We start from the raw sequence: 17,813 nt of genomic DNA, 5'->3' as shown, positions 1-17,813 counted from the left end.
TAAAAGAAAGGCGACCCTCATGAAACTCGGGTGGTATTCGCAGTTGTCTGCGACAGAAAAGCGTACTTACTGGGCTTGCCTGGCCGGTTACACCCTGGACTCCATGGATTCTACTATCTATTCCCTCGTGATGCCGGTTTTGCTCACCGTCCTCGCACTGAGCAAGGCAGACGCTGGCGTTCTCAGTTCTGTCGCGCTGATCGGCAGCGCCGTGGGAGGCTGGGGCGCGGGCTTACTCGCAGACCGCTATGGCCGGATCAAGATCATGCAGCTGACCGTCTGCTGGGTCGCGGCGTTTACCCTGGCAGCCGCGTTCTGCACAGATTTCTGGGAATTTTTCATCGTTCGGTTCCTGCAAGGCATCGGTTACGGTGGGGAAGCTGTGGTGGGCGCGGTGCTGATCAGTGAAGTGATCAAACCGGCACTGCGAGGTCGCGTAGCAGCGTCCATTCAGAGTGGCTATGCGCTCGGCTATGGGCTCTCCCTCTGTGCCATGCCAATGGTGTTCTGGCTTCTTCCTGAGGACATCGCATGGCGTTGGTTCTTCGCCATCGGAATCCTGCCTGCGGTGTTGGTCTGGTTCATTCGACGCATCGTGCCGGAGTCTGAAACGTTCGCCAAGGCACGCACTAAGGTGCGGGACAAGAAAGAGTTTCTCAAGATCTTCGTCTCTCGCCAGCGACGCATAACCATCACATCGACGCTTTTGGCCACCGGGATTTTTGGTGGTGCGTACATCATGATCACCTGGCTGCCCACCTACCTGCGACTGGTATTGGGGCTCCCGATTACCTCTATGTCTGGCTACCTGGCGCTGAATATCCTGGGCTCGCTCATCGGGCCCTTCATATATGGGCTTGTCAGCGACCGGTATGGCCGGGGTCGCACGTTCATGATGTTCCTCTGCTGCCAGGCTGTGGTGGTGGCTTGCTATCTGTTTATGCCCGTCAATTTGGGTGTAACGCTGATAATGGGATTGTTCCTCGGCGCGTTTCAAGGGGGGTTGGCATCTGGTTTGACCCCGACCTTCGCTGAGCTCTATCCAACATCGATCAGAGCCAGTGGCGCAGGCTTCTGCACCAGTTTCGGAAGGGGCTTCGGTGCCATCATGCCGGCTGCGGTGGGTATCGCCTCGGCCTACATTCCTCTCGGGTATGCCATGGGGGGCTTCGCCATACTTTCGTATTTGCTGGGCTTCTGCGCAGCTTGTGTGCTTCCCAATGCTACTGGCGTCGACCTGAACGAGGTGCCGGATACCACGGGTGTGTCAGTCGAGGGAGAAGGACTCTCCAGCGACCTGACGGCTAGGTAACCCGCACACGGGTGAATGAAGGCTGCAAATGCAGTAGAAAAGACCGCCCTTTACGGGCGGTTTTTCTGCAATCGCTTCCTCCTGCGGAAACAAAACCCTCTTAGCGCACCATTCGATAAGCGCCGTTGGGGGCTTGCCTCCACAAGTGGCTGCGCGACGAATCCATACTCGTCTCTTAGTGGTCAATGACAGCAAACCCAAAGTTCCCACCGTAAACGGCACAATTTACCTAGTCACGCCGGGCATATTACTTCTCAAACAACGCTCAAAATCGCACTGCCGTGATATCTGACTTTCGAACATGCGAGCTGCTTTGCTGAGCATTTTCATCCTCAAGGGTGGACATTTGAATCATCTTGACCGGTGTCTGCAGATCAATCTGAAGGCGAGACATTTGCGCCTGCTTGTAGCCATTGACACTTACCGCAATCTGACTCAGGTCGGGCGGCAGACAAGAACTCTTGGTTGATGGAGCCGGACCCGGCGATTTTCAAGGTAGTTGTCGCGTGAGCGTGTCACGCTGCCTTTGATGTTTGCTGCAGTACCGCTTCCCGCTCCGGGTTCAGGCACACGATTGGTGCCAGCACCCAGTTCCTGATGTTGCCGCTCCAGCGCTCCGGGTGCCGTGCACGCGCCGCCTCGTACAGCTCGATACGCTTGCGCAGCAACTCTTCCGCCTGGCCAGTATGTCGCTGCGCCGGGGTCACGAACTTCAGGGCGCTGTGGCGATGTTCATGGTTGTACCAGGCCACGAAGCTGTTCACCCAGTTCCTGGCCTGCTCCAGCGTGTCGAAGGGCCGCTCCGGCCACAGCGGGCAGTACTTCGCCGTGCGGAACAAGGCCTCGGCATAGGCGTTGTCATTGCTCACCCGCGGGCGGCTGAACGAGGGCATCACACCCAGGTTCTGCATGGCCGCCAGCATGGTCGAGCCCTTCATCGCGCTGCCGTTGTCCGAGTGCAGTACCAGCGGCTGGCCTGCCCGCTGTTCACGTAGGCAGGCCTGGCGTAGCAGCTGGGCGGCCTGCTCGGCGCTTTCACTTTCATGCACCTCGTTGGCCACCAGCTTCCGGCTGTAGACGTCCTTGATCATGTACCAGTAGAAGTAACGGCCCTTGACCGTGGTCGGCAGCCAGGTGATGTCCCAGCACCACAGCTGGTTCGGGCCGTCGGCCACATGGGTCGTCAGCGCTCGTTTCACCGGTGGGCGGCTACGACCGCGTGGATGCTGCTGTTCGGCGTCCTTCAGCAACCGGTAAAAGGTCGACTCCGAGGCCAGCCAGGTGCCCTGATCGGCCAGCCGCGCCACGATCTGCTGCGGCGGCAGGCTGGCAAACTCGGGCTGGTTGGCGACCTCCAGCACGCGGCGGCGCTCTTGCGGGGTCAGCTTGTTGGCCGGCTCAGCTCGCTGTGCCGAAGGACGCCGATCCTCCGGGCAGTGCTGCCAGCGCTGCAGGCTGCGCAGCGACAGGCCCAGTTCGGCGCAGGCCTGCGCCCGCCGCGCTCCCGCCGCCACGGCGTCCTCGATCAACTGCAGCGTTTCACGGCGATCCGGGGCGCTGATCATTCGTCCTCGTCCTTCCCCCAGAGCGCCTCGGCTTTTTTTCGCAACACCAGCAGAGCCGCGGTTTCTGCCAGCGCCGCATCCTTGCGCCGCAGTTCACGCTCCAGCTGCTTGATGCGCTTCTTCGCGGCCTTTTCCTCTTCGCGTTCGCGCCGGGTCTTGATCGGCTGAGCCAGGCTGTTGGCCTGCTCGCAGGCTTCGCGCCAGGCGTTGATCTGCTCGACATACAGGCCTTTGCGCCGGCAGTACTCCGCCAGCTCAGCCGCATTGAGGCTGGCGCTTTCCAGCACCACCCGAAACTTGTCCTGGCTCGACCACTGGTCGGCCTGCTGTCCATCTCCCGGCACCACTGCTCCCGCTGCTCTGGCCTGTTTGCGCCAAGCATACAGGGTGGCATCAGTAATGCCTGTCGCTTCCACCAGCTCCGGCACCGTCCGGTTCAAGGGCGGCATCATCTGCCGCACCACCCACTCCCGATGCTCTATCGAATAACGCGCCACACGGCTCTCACTTCCGCCCACCGACCAAGACTCATCGAATCAACTCACACGACAACTATCCTGACGCGGCGGGGACCTGGCTTTACTGCTTTATCGTGGGAATAGCTACTTCGGATCGGTGGATGAGCCGCGCAGGTGGTTACTGAGTGTCATCAACACAGATCTGGAATTTGCCATCATGGCTTCAAGCTTGATGAGCGTCGGCACGAGTCACACCGTCAGCGATCGAGTGGGCAAAGTGCAGCACATGCTCAGCAGGGACTCGATCGAAACGTTCATCGGGCTCGACTTCGCCATCGCACGGTGCGAGTCAATCAAACCAGCCGACTTTCCGAATCACGAACTCCCACTGACAACCCTTCGACGTCATCGTGCGGCCTGGCCGCAAAACGAAGGTGAATTATTGCACTGGTAAGCCAGTCTTCAGCGATACATCGTGCCGCAGCAATGTACCGTCTGGTGCAGTGAGATGCAGTGCCAAGCGGGGCTGACGAGCCGGTGATACGGCAAGCGCCTCAAGCCATCCAGAAGGTCAACCGTAGGCTTGGCAATGCATGAGTTGGGGTATCTGTTCAGACTGCGAACGCTGGTCAGCTACCGTCAAAACTAAAACAATCTCGCCAATCGAACCTGAATGACGGTATCGCTCCTAAAACCGCCCTCGGCATAGATGTCATGCCCAATCATTCCCTGAACCTGGAGCGTGGGTGTGATGAACGTATCAGCAAAGAGCCTCAGCTGATCATTGCGGGTCTTGGTACCCGTATAAACATCACCCAGCGAGCGTTCGCCACCAAAACGACCTGAGTACCCCACACTGAATGAGGTTCCTGGCGTGAATTTGTAGGTGAGGTAGGTTTGAACCTGGGTGGCAGGCTCGCTCGAATCCTTCATTCCGCGATCACTCACACTTTCACGCCAAGCCACGTCGACGATCGCGTTCAGGTAGAAATTATTGCCCAGGCCCTGGATCAGCCCGATCTGTGGCGTGACAGCCCAGCCACCACCACCCAGGCTGACCTTACTGGAATCGTGGTTGCCGGTGGGTGTCGTTACGAACAGAGATAGCCCTAGCGTCGTTCCGGTCGGCTCGGCCGATGCGAAGGGGTAAAACGTCGAGCCCAGAGTAAGATCCCTAAGCCCTCTGCGGTGGGCTGGTTGACTCCACCCACCTTAGCTGCGGAAAAGCCACCAAACGGGACAAAGAACTGGAAGGACATTCTCATGTCACCGAATGACTTGTAGTAAACGCTTCTGAAAATCCCTAACGCTGATTCAAATTCTGAATTGGGTATTTCTCCGGCGCCATCGGCCGAGAAGGTTCGGGCATGCTGATATTGTGCATAGAGCACGGCTACCTTCGCGTTGTCGCCAAGCCACGCGTAGTCACCGGGCGAACTATCAAGCGCATGAGCGGCGCAAGAAACCATGAGCAAAGCGGGAGCTATAGCGAGCTTCACTGGATTCATCAGAGTCTGCCTTATTATTTTTGTTGGCGGCCCCAGGGGCTGTTACAGCCAGTCACGCCCTCGGGAGAGCGCCGAAAAGCGGGAGCTTTTTAGGTGTAAGTGCGTTCGGCTGTGAGGGCAGGTTATCCTGCGAGGACTGGTCGAAGGCCCGGTAAATTGCTCAACAGGTTCGACAATCTTGCTGTGTTATCAGGCTCTGGAGGATGCTGCGCTGCAGGTCAGTGATGACGGTAATCTTTCGGATTTTTGCCCGACCAACTCTTGAAGGACGTGGAAAAATGCCGCGAGCTGGGAAAGCCGACGGTCTGGGCAATTACCTGAATTGGCAGACGACTGTTGGTGAGCAACGCCGCAGCGGCCAGTAGCCTGCGCTGGATGACGAACCGATAGGGAGAAGTACCCAGTGCATTTTTGAAGCATCGGGCAAAGTGAAATTCCGACAGGCAAGCCTCCTTCGCCAATTCTTTGAGGCCGATTTCCTGGGCATAGTTGGCTTCGATGTAGTCAAGCACTGCGCGCAGGCGAGCGGGAGAAATGGTCTGTCGTTCATCCCGTTCAAAACTCTGCCTATCCGTTTCCTCGCAGCCATAAAACTTGAACAGGTGGCTGGCCAGTGCCGCTTGGGACTGCCCCAGCAGCAAGGAGTCGATCTGCTTCCCGTACAACTCACATTCGGCCAAGAGCATGTTGAAGTAGCTCTCTAGCCAGGTGTCGCGAACCGAGAAAAAGGGCTCAACGCTCATCTCCCGAGAGGCTGATTGCTTGACCAGTTCAGTCATGACATTGCTGTCTAGATAGATATGAACGACCTGGCATTCACCGGTGATCTCCCACTCGGTGCCGTCGGAGGGAATGAAGGTCAGCGTCCTCGGGTCTGAGTGCGCCGCAACTCGCTTGCCTCGTTCAAATTTGTTGACCTGGGTTGAGCCACTTTCGTGATAGCACAGGATTTGCTGAGCAGCGTTGTGTACGGGAAGCCAGCAATCCTTGTGACGCCAGCGCGCAGCGAGAATATCTCGTCGCTCGTTTTGGAACAGGTTCAGCGGCTGCTCACGGTTGGCTTGCGAGATCAGCTCAGGACAAGGGCGAAGGCGGTTTGCATTCATGGGCGTTCAACCTCGCCAGCAATGCTTCACATCCTTGATCTTGCTGGGCAGCGCTTTATTTGGATTTATTGAACGGCTGGGAGAGGCTTGGAAGAGTGTCAGCCTGCCCGGTCACCACCGACGCTAACATAGCGTCAATGGCAGCGGAACAGGCTGATGATCACCATCGATCAGGTACTGGTGCCACCGTCGATGCTGTAAATCGCACCGTTGACGAAAGACGCTTCATCGGACAGCAGCCAGGCGACAACATTAGCGATCTCTTCAGGTGTACCGAAACGCCCTAGCGGAATGCGCGACAACAGCTGATTTCGAATTGCCTCCCTGTCTGTCGATCCGCTCCACTGTGCCTGCAGGCTCTCGATCATGCGGGTAGCGATCTGGCCAGGCGCAATAGCATTGACTCGAACACCATGAGGCGCAGCTTCAATAGCGCTGGTCTTGGTTAGCCCCACCACCGCGTGCTTGCTGGCCACATACGGGCCCAATCGAGCAACACCACGGATGCCAGCTTCGCTGGCTGTATTGACAATGGCCCCTCGTCCTTGCCGGTACATATGGGGAAGCACTGCTCGGGTTCCGAGGTAGACGCTGTTGACGTTGATCTCCATGACCCGCCGGAAGACCTCTGGATCACTCTCATTCAGTAGTTCTGCACGGCCCTCGATTCCGGCGTTGTTGTGCAAATAGTCAATGCGCCCAAAGGCGTTCAGGGCCGCTTGAACGTAACTCTCCACACCCTCGGGGTTTGCAACATCGGCACGCACCCATCACCGATCTCCGCCGCAAGGGCCTGCACTTTATCCGCATCAATATCCACGGCCACCACAAACGTTCCCCGAGAGGCAAGCTTGCGTACAGTGGCGGCGCCGATACCTTGGGCTGCGCCGGTGACAATGGCGACGTCTTGGCCAGCATTCAGATTTTTATCCATGCTGCACTCCTCGCTCGCTTGCAGGCGGTTGTAGGTCAGTCGAGCCGTGGGCGTAATCGATTAGTTGCACATCCCGGGCGGCATTGTTGTCTCGTGCCATGTAGTAATGCAGGCGAGCGTCAGCTACTACTGCAAGTTGCCCATCCGGCATGTAGCCCCCGATCGGCCCGTCGAACATTGCCAACATCAGGCAGCCGGTATCTGTGGTGAAGGGTTGATGCACTGTCCCCGCAGTTTCCACGGTGAAGGTATTGGGCAGGCCAAAGTCCGGCAGGCGCTCGCCATTGATGAAGACATGGCCGTCGCCGTAGTAGAAGCCACCCTCCAGGATGTATACCTGCAGGTTGCCGATGTGCCAATGTGAGGTCGCCATGACATTCGGGTCGACCTGCAGCAGCAGGGTGAAGCTGCCGGTCGCCAAATTGCAGTAGAGCAACTTGAAGCGGGTACCCGGCATCAGCCAGTCGGTCCAAGGGATGTCAGCGGGTGCGTGGAACTCGCGCCTACCTTCCTTGGGGGTATTACCGGGGCTATTCATCCAATAGGTCGGGCCGCGTAACGACGCAGTCGTATCAGGAGGCGGGCTTTGGGTCTTATTGTCCATGGGGAAATGGCTCTCCAGAACGGTTTTTCAGGCAGCCGCTGTCCGTTTAGCAAACGAAACAGACGGCAGTATGAGGAAAGTGGCGTTCAGGCGGTGGTGTAGCCGCCGTCGACCAGGTGCAGTGACCCGGTAATAAATCGCGCATCGTCGCTGCCAAGGAAGGCAACGCTGGCAGCGATATCTTCTGGAGTTGCGGTACCTGCCAATGCGTGACGACTGGCGAGGTGATTCCAGCTGTCATCATCGGGAATGGCAGCAGCGGTGAATCCAGTCCGCACGAACGATGGACCAATGGCATTCACCCGGATGCCTTGGCTACCGTAGTCCAAAGCTGCGCCCTTGGTCAGCCCGACGACGGCGTGTTTGCTCGCAACGTAAGGTGCAATCCCGGGCATCGCGACCGCACCCATGATCGACGCGATATTGATGATCGACCCGCCGCCTTGGCGCAGCATCTGAGTGATTTGCGCCTGCATGCCATAAAACACGCTGTCTACGTTCAAACGCTGTACCTGCTCCCAGCTTTGCAGGGAATAGGTGGCCAGCGGCGTCATTTCCCCGCCCATACCGGCGTTATTCACAGCCACATCAAGCCGGCCGAACTGTTCAGCCACCTCTGCTACCAATTGGGCAAACGCCAGGTGATTCGTGACATCAAGCGGGATGCAATGAATCTTCAAAATGCTATCGGCTGTGGCCGGAAACGCCGCCGCAAGCCGTTCACTATCGAGGTCGGTCGCCACCACCAGGGCACCTTCGCTCGCCAGCCGCAATGTGATGGCTTTACCCAGGCCACCAGCGGCACCTGTCACCAAGACTACTTTGTCAGCATATCTGTGCATGCTTGTCCCCTCAGCAGTGAACGTATTCAGCTACGCCATGGGCTCCAGCGAGCGACAGCATACTGCGCCCGTCCACGATACCGGCAACTGAACCGTCTTCGCCAAGACCAGCAATTGGGCCTTCAAACACGCAGAGGAGCACACAACCGACTTCGGTTTTGGGCTGATGGATGTCACCAGCTGGCTCGAACATGTAGTCGCCAGTGGTGCCAACATTCGACTTGTCGTAGTAGATGTCTCCTGAGAGGACGATGAGCTCGATCGCTCCCAAGTGATGGTGGACAGGCGCCACTGTGCCCGGTGCCACACGTAACAGGCAGGTAAAGCCACCGCTGCGATTGTTGACGCTGAGCAGCTTGTACTCGACGCCCTCCATGACCCAGGGGTTCCAAGGCCTCTGATCAAGGTTTTCGAATTTTGGATAAGGCAGCGTGATGCGCTGGTGTGCCAGGCTTTCATCGAGCTGTACGGCGAGTTTTTCGTTCATGAAACGCATCCCCACTTCTTGTTGTTGATGTAAGAGGTGGAGTGACTTTGGGTTCGCTTTAGGCGGGAGTAAACCTCCTCCCCTTCAATGGAGCAAGATCACGTACCTATCGCGCAACAACTGTCCTATTTCCGGATCCGAGCTCACCGTATGACAAGCTCAAAGCAGTGTGTTCGCTTTGCTGGGCGCCTGTGCTGGAGCACTGTCGTGGAGTCGCGGTTTTCTGTCAGCGGGCGGCGAGACGGCGCCGGGTCTGCTCATCGATATTCATGGCGATGTATCGTATTTGTCCAAGTGGCGACTTGGAGTCGATGAGCTTGTACAAGACGTCTCTTCGACTGCGAGGCACCTTCTTCGCTATTTTTTTTGCTACCCGGCGGATGCTGCTGTCTGTCCCGTGGATCTTCTCAGCGAGTAAGAGAAGGAGCAACGCATCGTCGACGCTCATTTCTTTATTCATGGGCCACCTATGAATCGACCCGAGCGTGTCCGGATCGCTCAGACCAGCGTTTTGGAAGTTACAGGCGTAGCTACTGGAACCTTGGAAGATTGTGCAGGTTCAGCCTCGCAGGCGCATGCGCATCTGTTACCAGGTACAAGCCTCTGGCGACAAAGACATCAGCTCCACGGCGATTTTCAAGGTAGTTGTCGCGTGAGCGTGTCACGCTGCCTTTGATGTTTGCTGCAGTACCGCTTCCCGCTCCGGGTTCAGGCACACGATTGGTGCCAGCACCCAGTTCCTGATGTTGCCGCTCCAGCGCTCCGGGTGCCGTGCACGCGCCGCCTCGTACAGCTCGATACGCTTGCGCAGCAACTCTTCCGCCTGGCCAGTATGTCGCTGCGCCGGGGTCACGAACTTCAGGGCGCTGTGGCGATGTTCATGGTTGTACCAGGCCACGAAGCTGTTCACCCAGTTCCTGGCCTGCTCCAGCGTGTCGAAGGGCCGCTCCGGCCACAGCGGGCAGTACTTCGCCGTGCGGAACAAGGCCTCGGCATAGGCGTTGTCATTGCTCACCCGCGGGCGGCTGAACGAGGGCATCACACCCAGGTTCTGCATGGCCGCCAGCATGGTCGAGCCCTTCATCGCGCTGCCGTTGTCCGAGTGCAGTACCAGCGGCTGGCCTGCCCGCTGTTCACGTAGGCAGGCCTGGCGTAGCAGCTGGGCGGCCTGCTCGGCGCTTTCACTTTCATGCACCTCGTTGGCCACCAGCTTCCGGCTGTAGACGTCCTTGATCATGTACCAGTAGAAGTAACGGCCCTTGACCGTGGTCGGCAGCCAGGTGATGTCCCAGCACCACAGCTGGTTCGGGCCGTCGGCCACATGGGTCGTCAGCGCTCGTTTCACCGGTGGGCGGCTACGACCGCGTGGATGCTGCTGTTCGGCGTCCTTCAGCAACCGGTAAAGGTCGACTCCGAGGCCAGCCAGGTGCCCTGATCGGCCAGCCGCGCCACGATCTGCTGCGGCGGCAGGCTGGCAAACTCGGGCTGGTTGGCGACCTCCAGCACGCGGCGGCGCTCTTGCGGGGTCAGCTTGTTGGCCGGCTCAGCTCGCTGTGCCGAAGGACGCCGATCCTCCGGGCAGTGCTGCCAGCGCTGCAGGCTGCGCAGCGACAGGCCCAGTTCGGCGCAGGCCTGCGCCCGCCGCGCTCCCGCCGCCACGGCGTCCTCGATCAACTGCAGCGTTTCACGGCGATCCGGGGCGCTGATCATTCGTCCTCGTCCTTCCCCAGAGCGCCTCGGCTTTTTCGCAACACCAGCAGAGCCGCGGTTTCTGCCAGCGCCGCATCCTTGCGCCGCAGTTCACGCTCCAGCTGCTTGATGCGCTTCTTCGCGGCCTTTTCCTCTTCGCGTTCGCGCCGGGTCTTGATCGGCTGAGCCAGGCTGTTGGCCTGCTCGCAGGCTTCGCGCCAGGCGTTGATCTGCTCGACATACAGGCCTTTGCGCCGGCAGTACTCCGCCAGCTCAGCCGCATTGAGGCTGGCGCTTTCCAGCACCACCCGAAACTTGTCCTGGCTCGACCACTGGTCGGCCTGCTGTCCATCTCCCGGCACCACTGCTCCCGCTGCTCTGGCCTGTTTGCGCCAAGCATACAGGGTGGCATCAGTAATGCCTGTCGCTTCCACCAGCTCCGGCACCGTCCGGTTCAAGGGCGGCATCATCTGCCGCACCACCCACTCCCGATGCTCTATCGAATAACGCGCCACACGGCTCTCACTTCCGCCCACCGACCAAGACTCATCGAATCAACTCACACGACAACTATCCTGACGCGGCGGGTCCAGGCACCCACCCTTTCTCGCCCCGGATCACGGTCTTGAACTTGATGTCACCCACAGTGATCAAGTCAGCGATAAATGCCCGATCTGCGAGCATCTCAGGCCCTATTTGACTTCCAGAGTTGCGCCTTATTTTGACCTGTTCGATAAAGGTTTGGTCAGCATTGAACTTGATCGCAGAAATATAGAAATCTACCACGGCAATACCCTTACACAGGTTATGCGACGCCAACAATGTCATGGCTGCTCTACATGTGAGAAACTCACGACCTGCCGCCCCGTGACGCTATGTCCCGGGATAGCTCATGCACTGAAAAAAAGCCTTCCCAGATAAACTCCAGGAAGGCGTAAGCGCAAGTCTACCTACGCGCCAGGGGGAAAGATTCAGTACTGTGTTGAGCCGGCGGCATTATGCTTAGATAGCCTCCTACTAATCAACACAAAAGAAATGCATCAATCCAGCATTTTTTTTGAGTTATCTATCTTGCATGCCTCTGAGTATGATTGCCGCGCCCATTAGAGGCTTGGTAAGCAAGGAGGGTTTATGACTGATTCACCGTCTGAACATTCTGAAAAAAAGAGCGAGAACTTTTCCGTTGAGGGCAACCACTCGACTCAATTGCTCCAGATCCCCACCCCCAAACCATCAGAGCAGAAGGTCGCCCCACCTGGCTCGCCTGAATCTCTAGAGCCCATTGCAAAAGGACCGCATAAATGCCGGCCCAGTGATGGGATTGAGGATGGCAACGACCTTATAGCATGGCTTCAAATGCTGCTGGAGGCTGAGCACGCCGGGGCCTTGATAATGGTCGATAGCCTCAAGGAGGCCAGGAGTGAAGCGCTAATCCGGCAGTTGGAAACCCTGCATTTTTCTGAAGCAGCCAGCTGCCAGAGGCTACGCCGTAGCCTGAAACGACTCGGGGCAGTGCCATCAAAGAAGGTGAGTGAATTTCACGCAAAGACCATGATCATTTCTGACATGGATGAGCGACTGATGTTCATAGCGCGAGGTCAACGTTGGGTTGCCAAACGCATTGAAGAAAGACTTCCGAGCATTTCACAGCGCTGGCTGTATGAGGAATTGAAAGCGGTACTAACGCTTCACACCTGATCTCTTTCCAGTATTACGCAGCTCTGAAAAGACCGAGAAAGGAAGCTGTTTATGTCTACTGAACTTGCAAGCACGCCGGCCACTATCGACGCTGGTCGCGAAAACTCTTCTACAAAGTTTGTTCGCTCCTTACTTGAACAAGCTGATATAGCCATCAATGGTGATCAGCCTTGGGATATGAGAATTTACAGTCCTGATGTACCGCGACGCACATTAGCTCATGGCAACTTGGGTCTTGGCGAAGCCTATATGGATGGTGAATGGGAAAGTGACGAGTTGGATGAGTTTTTTGCCCGGCTGCTTCGCTCCGGTGTTGTCGACCAGGTAAGCCCGACTGCTCTGCTTTTTCACGCACTCAAAGCTCGTTATTTGAACAAGCAGACCTCCCAGCGAGCCTGGGAGGTTGGTGAACAGCACTACGACCTTGGCAATGATTTCTATGCCGCAATGCTGGACAGCAGGATGACCTACACGTGCGGCTACTGGAGGGATGCGGCGACGCTAGAGGAGGCCCAGTTAGCCAAGCTAGATCTCATCTGCCGCAAATTGGAATTGCGGCCCGGAATGCGAGTGTTGGACATTGGTTGCGGCTGGGGAAGCTTCATGAGCTATGCCGCGGAGCATTACGGTGTGGAGTGCGTCGGAGTTACCATCTCTCGTGCCCAGGCAGAGTGGGCAAAGAACAGGTATCGAGACCTACCGCTTGAGTTCCGTCTGCAGGATTATCGCGACGTGGATGAGCAATTCGACCGGATCGCAAGCGTGGGCATGTTTGAGCACGTGGGCCGCAAGAATCACCGGATCTACATGGAAACCGCACAGCGCTGCTTGAAGGATGATGGTCTGTTCCTCCTGCACACGATCGGGAAGAACCAACGCAACAGCGTTCCCGACCCATGGATCGACAAGTACATTTTCCCCAATGGTGACCTTCCATCTCTTGGACAGATCGGGGACGCAGCAGATGGCTTATTTGTGGTCGAGGACCTGCACAATTTCGGCGCCGATTACGATCGCACGCTGATGGAGTGGGCGAAGCGGTTTGAGCACGAATGGCCGCGATTTGCGGGTGAACTTGGGGAAAGGTTTTACAGAATGTGGCGCTACTACCTTCTCTCTTGCGCTGGTGCTTTCAGGGCCAGAGACATTCAGCTCTGGCAATGGGTCATGTCAAAGCGTGGCGTTCTTGGGGGCTACAATCGCGTAAGCTGACTGACCCAGCCCCAATGAAAAGCCCCCTGTACAGGGGGCCTTCGTACTTGCGAATGAGCAGCTGTGCCAAGATGACGATATGATTTGCGCAGGGGCTAAGCCCCTCGAAACAATTCGGTACCATGCTCGGAGCCACGGTCCGTCACTACTTTGGATTACGTTGAGAATGGGTGGACAGCGTGAGTGCCGAACTGGACAACAAAATCAGAAATTTCCTGTGCATCTCTCTACACGGATCGATTTCAAAGGCATCTGAACAGCTCAACATTTCTCAACCGAGCCTCAGTCGCCAGCTGGCGAGCCTGGAAGCCTATATTGGCCAGCCGTTGTTCAAACGTACCGGCCGCGGCCTCAGCCTGACCGATGCCGGTACACAACTCGCTTCAGCTGCGGCACCTGCCTTCATGTCGATTGACGCGGCGGTGTCCCAACTTAGGGACGCCTATGGAGCAACGCAAGGCAACCTTCGCCTGGCAACCGTCCACACCCTCACTTATTACTTCCTGGGCGAGGTCGTCTCCCGATTTGTCCATGGCTACGAAGACGTTAACGTGTCGTTCATGGCCAGAAGCTCTACCGAGGTGGTGAAAGTCGTTGAGAGCGGTACAGCACAGGTAGGGTTCGTCTACGACAGCGAAGTGGCCTCTGCTGATCTGACCTCAACCCACCTGTTCAATGAGAAGATGGCGATAGTCACTCGGCAGGATGACCCGTTCTTGCGACGATCGCTTGACCTCACTGCCTATCCGCTTCGATTGGTGGTGTTTTCTGCTGGCTACGCTCTGCGGCGGCTGCTCGATGTCAGCGGATTCCCCTATATCGTGGCTGCAGAAGTGGAAACCGTGGACGCCATGCTTGAGCTTGTTTCGTCTGGAATGGGGGCCTGCATTCTCCCGGCATTGATCCCCGACCGCGTACTGAATCAGTACGGCTTGGCTCGATCTGTCGACTACACGCCAGCTCTGTCTCGCAAAGTCGTTGCAATCCAGAGGACTGATGCAGTACCTCGCGCAATGACCCGCGCTTTGCTCGATATCGCCGTCGAAACCGCAAGCGGTCTCGGCTGAAAAGCTGGTATAGCCCCAGCCGCATCGCTCCCCAAGGGTGACGATCTTATTCTCGGACTGTGAAAGCCCGATAATAGGAGACCCACCATGAACCAACCCCTGCGTAGCAAAGAGTACTTCGACCAGCGTGCCACCGAGGAGATGGGCCGCTTCCTGAAAACCAAGGATATGTCCTTGAAGGAACGCCTTGCCTATTCCGCCCGCATCCTGGCAATGACCGGCCAAGAGGCTGGTCTGGCCGGCCAGCTCTCGGCTCGCTCGGATCGTGAAGACACCTACTGGACTCTGCGCTTCGGCCTGGGCTTTGAAGAAGCCACCCCTGATGACTTCATCGAGGTCGACCAGGACCTCAATACCGTCAGCGGTGAAGGTATGGCCAACCCGGCTACTCGCTTCCACCTGTGGGTATACCGCAACCGTCCGGACGTCATGTCCATCATCCACACCCACTCGCCTTGGGCATCGGCACTCGCTGCAGCTCGTCAGCCGCTGGTTATCTCCCAGATGGATATGACCCCTCTGTTCAATGACTGCGCATTCCTTTCCGAATGGCCGGGCGTACCGATCGCCGACCACGAAGGCACGCTGATTTCCGAAGCACTAGGCGGCATGAAATCCATCATCCTGGCTCACCACGGCTACCTCACCGCTGGCGTCACTGTCGAGGAAGCTACCTACCTTTCCGTATACCTGGAGCGCGCTGCACGCATGCAGCTTCGTGCCAAGGCATACGGCGACCTGACTCCGGTTGACCCAGTGCTTGCTCAGGAAGCGCATGACTACCTGCTCAAGCCATCGATCGTCCGCGCCACCTTCGAATACTGGTGCCGCCAGACTCACCGCACTCCGGGCATGCCGGCTCTGAACTGACAGAAGGAACCTCAGTTGTCCCACGTGCGGATTTCGGTGAACGTGACCGAGCGTTTCGCTAATACGTGACCGGTGCTTCCGCCCCGGTTGCGCGGGTTGTGGATTGTAATCGCATCGGTCACGATGCGGTTTGCTCCTCAGCTTTTTTCCGGCGCAGTGACTCGCCCTTCAACGTCAGTCGGTAAGCGCTGTGCACCAGGCGGTCAAGGATGGCGTCGGCCAGGGTCGGGTCGTTGATCCAGCCATGCCAGTGTTCGATTGGTAACTGGCTGGCCAGGATGGTGGAGCGGTTGCCGGCACGGTCGTCGATCACTTCCAGCAGGTCGTGCCGGGCACCTTCTTCCAGCGGGGCCAGCGCCCAATCGTCCAGCACCAAGACATCGACCTTGGCCAGCTGTTGCAGGGTACGGCCGAAGCTGCCGTCGCCATGAGCGATGCGCAGTTGCTCCAACAGGCGCGGGGTGCGCAGGTACAGAGTGCTGTAGCCCTGGCGGCAGGCCTGGTTGCCCAGGGCGCAGGCCAGCCAGGTCTTGCCGGCGCCGGTCGCGCCGGTCAGCAGCAGGTTGTGCTGCTGGCGGATCCAGTCGCCGCCTGCCAGGCTGGCGATCAGGCGCTCATCCAGGCCGCGGCCAGGGCGGCGGTCGAGGTCTTCCAGGCAGGCGTTGGCATATTTGAGCTTGGCCTTCTTGCGCAGCCGTACCAGGCGCTGGTTGTCACGCCAGGCCAGTTCGCGGTCGAGCAGCAGGCCGAGGCGCTCATCGAAGCTCAGGCTGTGGCTGGCCGGCAGCGTCCATTGCTCTTCCAGGGCGCGGGCCATGCCGTCCAGGCGTAGCTGGTGCAGTTGATTCAGGGTGTGTTGCAGCATCATCGAACAGCTCCTGTTGCGGGGGTGGGTAGTAGTCGGCGCCACGGACGTTCTCGTGGTCGCTGGGTAAGCTCGTTTCGGCGGTGCGCGTGGGCAGCGGCTGCTGATCCAGGCCTTGCTGGAGCAGGTTGCGCACGCTGCGCCCGGTGAAGGCGCGCAGCTGGACGGCCCGTTCGGCGGCGGCTTCCAAGCGTGCATTGCCGTAGCGACGAGCCAGCGAGAGCAGGCCGAGACAGGCGCGGTAGCCCATCTCCGGATGCGGCTTGTGGGTCAGCTGGTGATCGATCAGTTGGCGCGTGTAGGGCCGATCCGCGCGCCCCAGTCGAGCAGGCGTTGCGGCGTCCATTCGCGATGGGCCTGGTGTGCGGCGGGCATGTGTTCGCGCTGGGTGCTGTAGGCGCCGCGACGGCCCAGCAGCACATGGCTGGCCACGCGCCGGTTGCCATGCAGCACTTCCAGGGTGTGCGCTGTCAGCCGCACCTCGACGCTCTGCCGGGCCAGGGCGGAGGGCACGCTGTAGAAGCTGCCATTGACCTCGATGTGGTAGTCGATGTTGACCTTGCAGCGCTTGAAGCTGGCGACCTCGTAGGGATGTACCGGCAGCGCTCGCAAGGCCGGGCGATCCAGGCGCTCGAACCAGTCGCGCCGGCAGCCATCGAGGCGCTTGAACGGGCGTCGATTCAGCTCCTCCAGCAGCTCGGCGATGGCCTGGTTAAGCGCATGCAGGCTGAAGAACTGCCGGTGGCGCAGTCGCGCCATGATCCAGCGCTCGACCACCTGCACCGCCACCTCGGCCTTGGCCTTGTCCTGGGGTTTGCGTGGCCGGGCCGGCAGGATCACCGTCTGGTAATGCCGCGCACACTCCAGCGTTGCCCGGTTCAGACCCGGCTCGTAGCGATCTGGCTGGGCGACCAGGGCGCGCGGATTGTCCGGCACAACCATCTCCGGCACACCGCCAAAGTAGGTCAGTGCCTGGCCCAGCGAAGTCAGCCAGTCCACCTGGGTTTCGCCCGGCGTCGCGCAGGCATAGGTGTAATTCGAGGCGCCCAGGGCGGCGACGAAGATATGCGCCCGGCGGACTTCGCCGGTGGCCGGGTCGACCACCGGCAGCGTCGGCCCTGCATAGTCGATGAACAGCTTCTCGCCCGCGCGGTGCACCTGGCGCATCGAACGTTTGAGCGTCTGGGCGTAGCGCCGGTAGTGCTCGACGAACTGGGTGTAGCGGTAGGTCGGCTGGCCCGCATGCGCGGCGAGATATTCCTCCCACAGCAGCTGCAAGGTCACGCCCTTGCGCCGCAGCTCGCGGTGGATGCTCAGCACGTCGGGTGGCACCCGCTCACCGCGCGGCTTGTTTGTCGGCGCCGACGCAAACAAGGCGGCCGCCAGTGCGGCCTCGTCCATGGCCGCCAGCGCCGGCCAGTCCAGTCCGGCCACGCGCGCCGCCGTGACGTATTTGCTGACCACGCCTTTGGACAACTGCAAGGCGCGGGCGATCTTCTCGTGGGACAAACCGGCCTCGAACTTGAGGCGCAGACATTCTTTGATGTTTCGCATGGCTACTCGCGGCGCCGCCATCTTCCCCTCCCGAAATCGGGC

16 protein-coding genes and 2 pseudogenes are annotated in these 17,813 nt (G+C 58.9%); 5 read left to right on the top strand and 13 right to left on the bottom strand.

What is annotated here, in order from left to right; all coding sequences use genetic code 11:
* The first annotated feature begins 19 nt into the window (after window positions 1-19).
* A complete protein-coding gene (locus LE197_RS06305) occupies window positions 20-1,312 on the top strand; it encodes an MFS transporter (RefSeq protein WP_226033929.1) in 1,293 nt (430 codons plus the stop codon).
* Window positions 1,313-1,827: 515 nt separating this feature from the next.
* Here the strand turns inward: LE197_RS06305 and LE197_RS06300 are convergent.
* From LE197_RS06300 to LE197_RS06255, 11 genes and pseudogenes are all read right to left on the bottom strand, one after another.
* Window positions 1,828-3,374 (bottom strand): IS3 family transposase gene (locus LE197_RS06300; protein ID WP_086937305.1). Its coding sequence is split into 2 segments (ribosomal slippage): window positions 1,828-2,888 and window positions 2,888-3,374, totalling 1,548 coding nucleotides; the frame shifts between segments, so codons are not numbered across the junction.
* Window positions 3,375-3,980: 606 nt separating this feature from the next.
* Window positions 3,981-4,499 (bottom strand): transporter, encoded by a 519-nt coding sequence (locus LE197_RS06295; RefSeq protein ID WP_226034101.1) that lies wholly within the window; start codon window positions 4,497-4,499, stop codon window positions 3,981-3,983.
* Window positions 4,445-4,843 carry a hypothetical protein gene (locus tag LE197_RS06290; protein WP_226033928.1) on the bottom strand — a complete coding sequence of 133 codons (399 nt, stop codon included), beginning with the start codon at window positions 4,841-4,843 and terminating at the stop codon, window positions 4,445-4,447. Before LE197_RS06290 ends, LE197_RS06295 begins: the two co-directional genes overlap by 55 nt.
* 218 nt (window positions 4,844-5,061) lie before the next feature.
* Window positions 5,062-5,949, bottom strand: a complete 888-nt coding sequence (locus LE197_RS06285) for a helix-turn-helix domain-containing protein (protein WP_226033927.1) — start codon at window positions 5,947-5,949, stop codon at window positions 5,062-5,064.
* A 170-nt stretch (window positions 5,950-6,119) separates the two neighbouring features.
* Window positions 6,120-6,716 carry an SDR family NAD(P)-dependent oxidoreductase gene (locus LE197_RS06280; RefSeq protein WP_264086466.1) on the bottom strand — a complete coding sequence of 199 codons (597 nt, stop codon included), beginning with the start codon at window positions 6,714-6,716 and terminating at the stop codon, window positions 6,120-6,122.
* On the bottom strand, window positions 6,659-6,883 hold the full coding sequence (locus tag LE197_RS36785) for an SDR family NAD(P)-dependent oxidoreductase (RefSeq protein ID WP_264086465.1): 225 nt from the start codon (window positions 6,881-6,883) through the stop codon (window positions 6,659-6,661). Before LE197_RS36785 ends, LE197_RS06280 begins: the two co-directional genes overlap by 58 nt.
* Window positions 6,876-7,487, bottom strand: coding sequence for a cupin domain-containing protein (locus tag LE197_RS06275; protein WP_226033926.1), 612 nt, complete (start codon window positions 7,485-7,487; stop codon window positions 6,876-6,878). The genes LE197_RS36785 and LE197_RS06275 overlap by 8 nt, the downstream gene beginning before the upstream one ends.
* An 86-nt stretch (window positions 7,488-7,573) precedes the next feature.
* Window positions 7,574-8,329: an SDR family NAD(P)-dependent oxidoreductase gene (locus tag LE197_RS06270; RefSeq protein ID WP_226033925.1), complete on the bottom strand. Its 756-nt coding sequence runs from the start codon at window positions 8,327-8,329 to the stop codon at window positions 7,574-7,576.
* 10 nt (window positions 8,330-8,339) lie between these two features.
* Window positions 8,340-8,816 carry a 2,4'-dihydroxyacetophenone dioxygenase family protein gene (locus tag LE197_RS06265; protein WP_226033924.1) on the bottom strand — a complete coding sequence of 159 codons (477 nt, stop codon included), beginning with the start codon at window positions 8,814-8,816 and terminating at the stop codon, window positions 8,340-8,342.
* A gap of 226 nt (window positions 8,817-9,042) precedes the next feature.
* The gene (locus LE197_RS06260) at window positions 9,043-9,264 is read right to left on the bottom strand and encodes a hypothetical protein (RefSeq protein WP_226033923.1); all 222 of its coding nucleotides are present in this window, start codon (window positions 9,262-9,264) and stop codon (window positions 9,043-9,045) included.
* A 213-nt stretch (window positions 9,265-9,477) separates the two neighbouring features.
* Window positions 9,478-11,020: pseudogene (locus tag LE197_RS06255) on the bottom strand (IS3 family transposase).
* Between the two features lie 616 nt (window positions 11,021-11,636).
* On the opposite strand from LE197_RS06255, the gene LE197_RS06250 reads away from it, so the two are divergent.
* The 4 genes from LE197_RS06250 to LE197_RS06235 all read left to right on the top strand — a co-directional run bounded on the left by LE197_RS06250 (window position 11,637) and on the right by LE197_RS06235 (window position 15,352).
* Window positions 11,637-12,203 carry a DUF6306 domain-containing protein gene (locus tag LE197_RS06250; RefSeq protein ID WP_226033922.1) on the top strand — a complete coding sequence of 189 codons (567 nt, stop codon included), beginning with the start codon at window positions 11,637-11,639 and terminating at the stop codon, window positions 12,201-12,203.
* 51 nt (window positions 12,204-12,254) lie between these two features.
* Entirely contained in the window at window positions 12,255-13,415 is a 1,161-nt protein-coding gene (cfa, locus tag LE197_RS06245) for a cyclopropane fatty acyl phospholipid synthase (protein WP_226033921.1), read from the top strand.
* Between the two features lie 179 nt (window positions 13,416-13,594).
* Window positions 13,595-14,482 carry a LysR family transcriptional regulator gene (locus LE197_RS06240; RefSeq protein WP_226033920.1) on the top strand — a complete coding sequence of 296 codons (888 nt, stop codon included), beginning with the start codon at window positions 13,595-13,597 and terminating at the stop codon, window positions 14,480-14,482.
* A gap of 87 nt (window positions 14,483-14,569) precedes the next feature.
* Window positions 14,570-15,352 (top strand): aldolase, encoded by a 783-nt coding sequence (locus LE197_RS06235; RefSeq protein WP_226033919.1) that lies wholly within the window; start codon window positions 14,570-14,572, stop codon window positions 15,350-15,352.
* 118 nt (window positions 15,353-15,470) lie between these two features.
* Here the strand turns inward: LE197_RS06235 and istB are convergent, their stop codons facing one another.
* Both istB and istA read right to left on the bottom strand, forming a co-directional pair.
* Window positions 15,471-16,220: an IS21-like element IS1474 family helper ATPase IstB gene (gene istB, locus LE197_RS06230; RefSeq protein WP_126621874.1), complete on the bottom strand. Its 750-nt coding sequence runs from the start codon at window positions 16,218-16,220 to the stop codon at window positions 15,471-15,473.
* Window positions 16,108-17,792, bottom strand: a pseudogene (gene istA, locus LE197_RS06225) (IS21 family transposase). Before istA ends, istB begins: the two are co-directional and overlap by 113 nt.
* Window positions 17,793-17,813 lie beyond the last annotated feature (21 nt).

The organism is Pseudomonas sp. PS1(2021), from assembly GCF_020405165.1.
In the GTDB taxonomy this organism is placed as follows: Bacteria; Pseudomonadota; Gammaproteobacteria; order Pseudomonadales; family Pseudomonadaceae; genus Pseudomonas; species Pseudomonas aeruginosa.
The sequence above is the reverse complement of the archived record's forward strand: the minus strand, read 5'-3'. Positions and strand labels throughout refer to the sequence as shown.

Excerpts from the sequence above, each read along its gene's own strand:
- LE197_RS06275 (WP_226033926.1), bottom strand. The coding sequence starts at position 7,487 with ATGGACAATAAGACCCAAAGCCCGCCTCCTGATACGACTGCGTCGTTA.
- cfa (WP_226033921.1), top strand. The coding sequence starts at position 12,255 with ATGTCTACTGAACTTGCAAGCACGCCGGCCACTATCGACGCTGGTCGC.
- LE197_RS06260 (WP_226033923.1), bottom strand. The coding sequence starts at position 9,264 with ATGAGCGTCGACGATGCGTTGCTCCTTCTCTTACTCGCTGAGAAGATC.
- LE197_RS06250 (WP_226033922.1), top strand. The coding sequence starts at position 11,637 with ATGACTGATTCACCGTCTGAACATTCTGAAAAAAAGAGCGAGAACTTT.
- LE197_RS06285 (WP_226033927.1), bottom strand. The coding sequence starts at position 5,949 with ATGAATGCAAACCGCCTTCGCCCTTGTCCTGAGCTGATCTCGCAAGCC.
- LE197_RS06270 (WP_226033925.1), bottom strand. The coding sequence starts at position 8,329 with ATGCACAGATATGCTGACAAAGTAGTCTTGGTGACAGGTGCCGCTGGT.
- LE197_RS06305 (WP_226033929.1), top strand. The coding sequence starts at position 20 with ATGAAACTCGGGTGGTATTCGCAGTTGTCTGCGACAGAAAAGCGTACT.
- LE197_RS36785 (WP_264086465.1), bottom strand. The coding sequence starts at position 6,883 with ATGGATAAAAATCTGAATGCTGGCCAAGACGTCGCCATTGTCACCGGC.
- istB (WP_126621874.1), bottom strand. The coding sequence starts at position 16,220 with ATGATGCTGCAACACACCCTGAATCAACTGCACCAGCTACGCCTGGAC.
- LE197_RS06265 (WP_226033924.1), bottom strand. The coding sequence starts at position 8,816 with ATGAACGAAAAACTCGCCGTACAGCTCGATGAAAGCCTGGCACACCAG.
- LE197_RS06235 (WP_226033919.1), top strand. The coding sequence starts at position 14,570 with ATGAACCAACCCCTGCGTAGCAAAGAGTACTTCGACCAGCGTGCCACC.
- LE197_RS06290 (WP_226033928.1), bottom strand. The coding sequence starts at position 4,843 with ATGAATCCAGTGAAGCTCGCTATAGCTCCCGCTTTGCTCATGGTTTCT.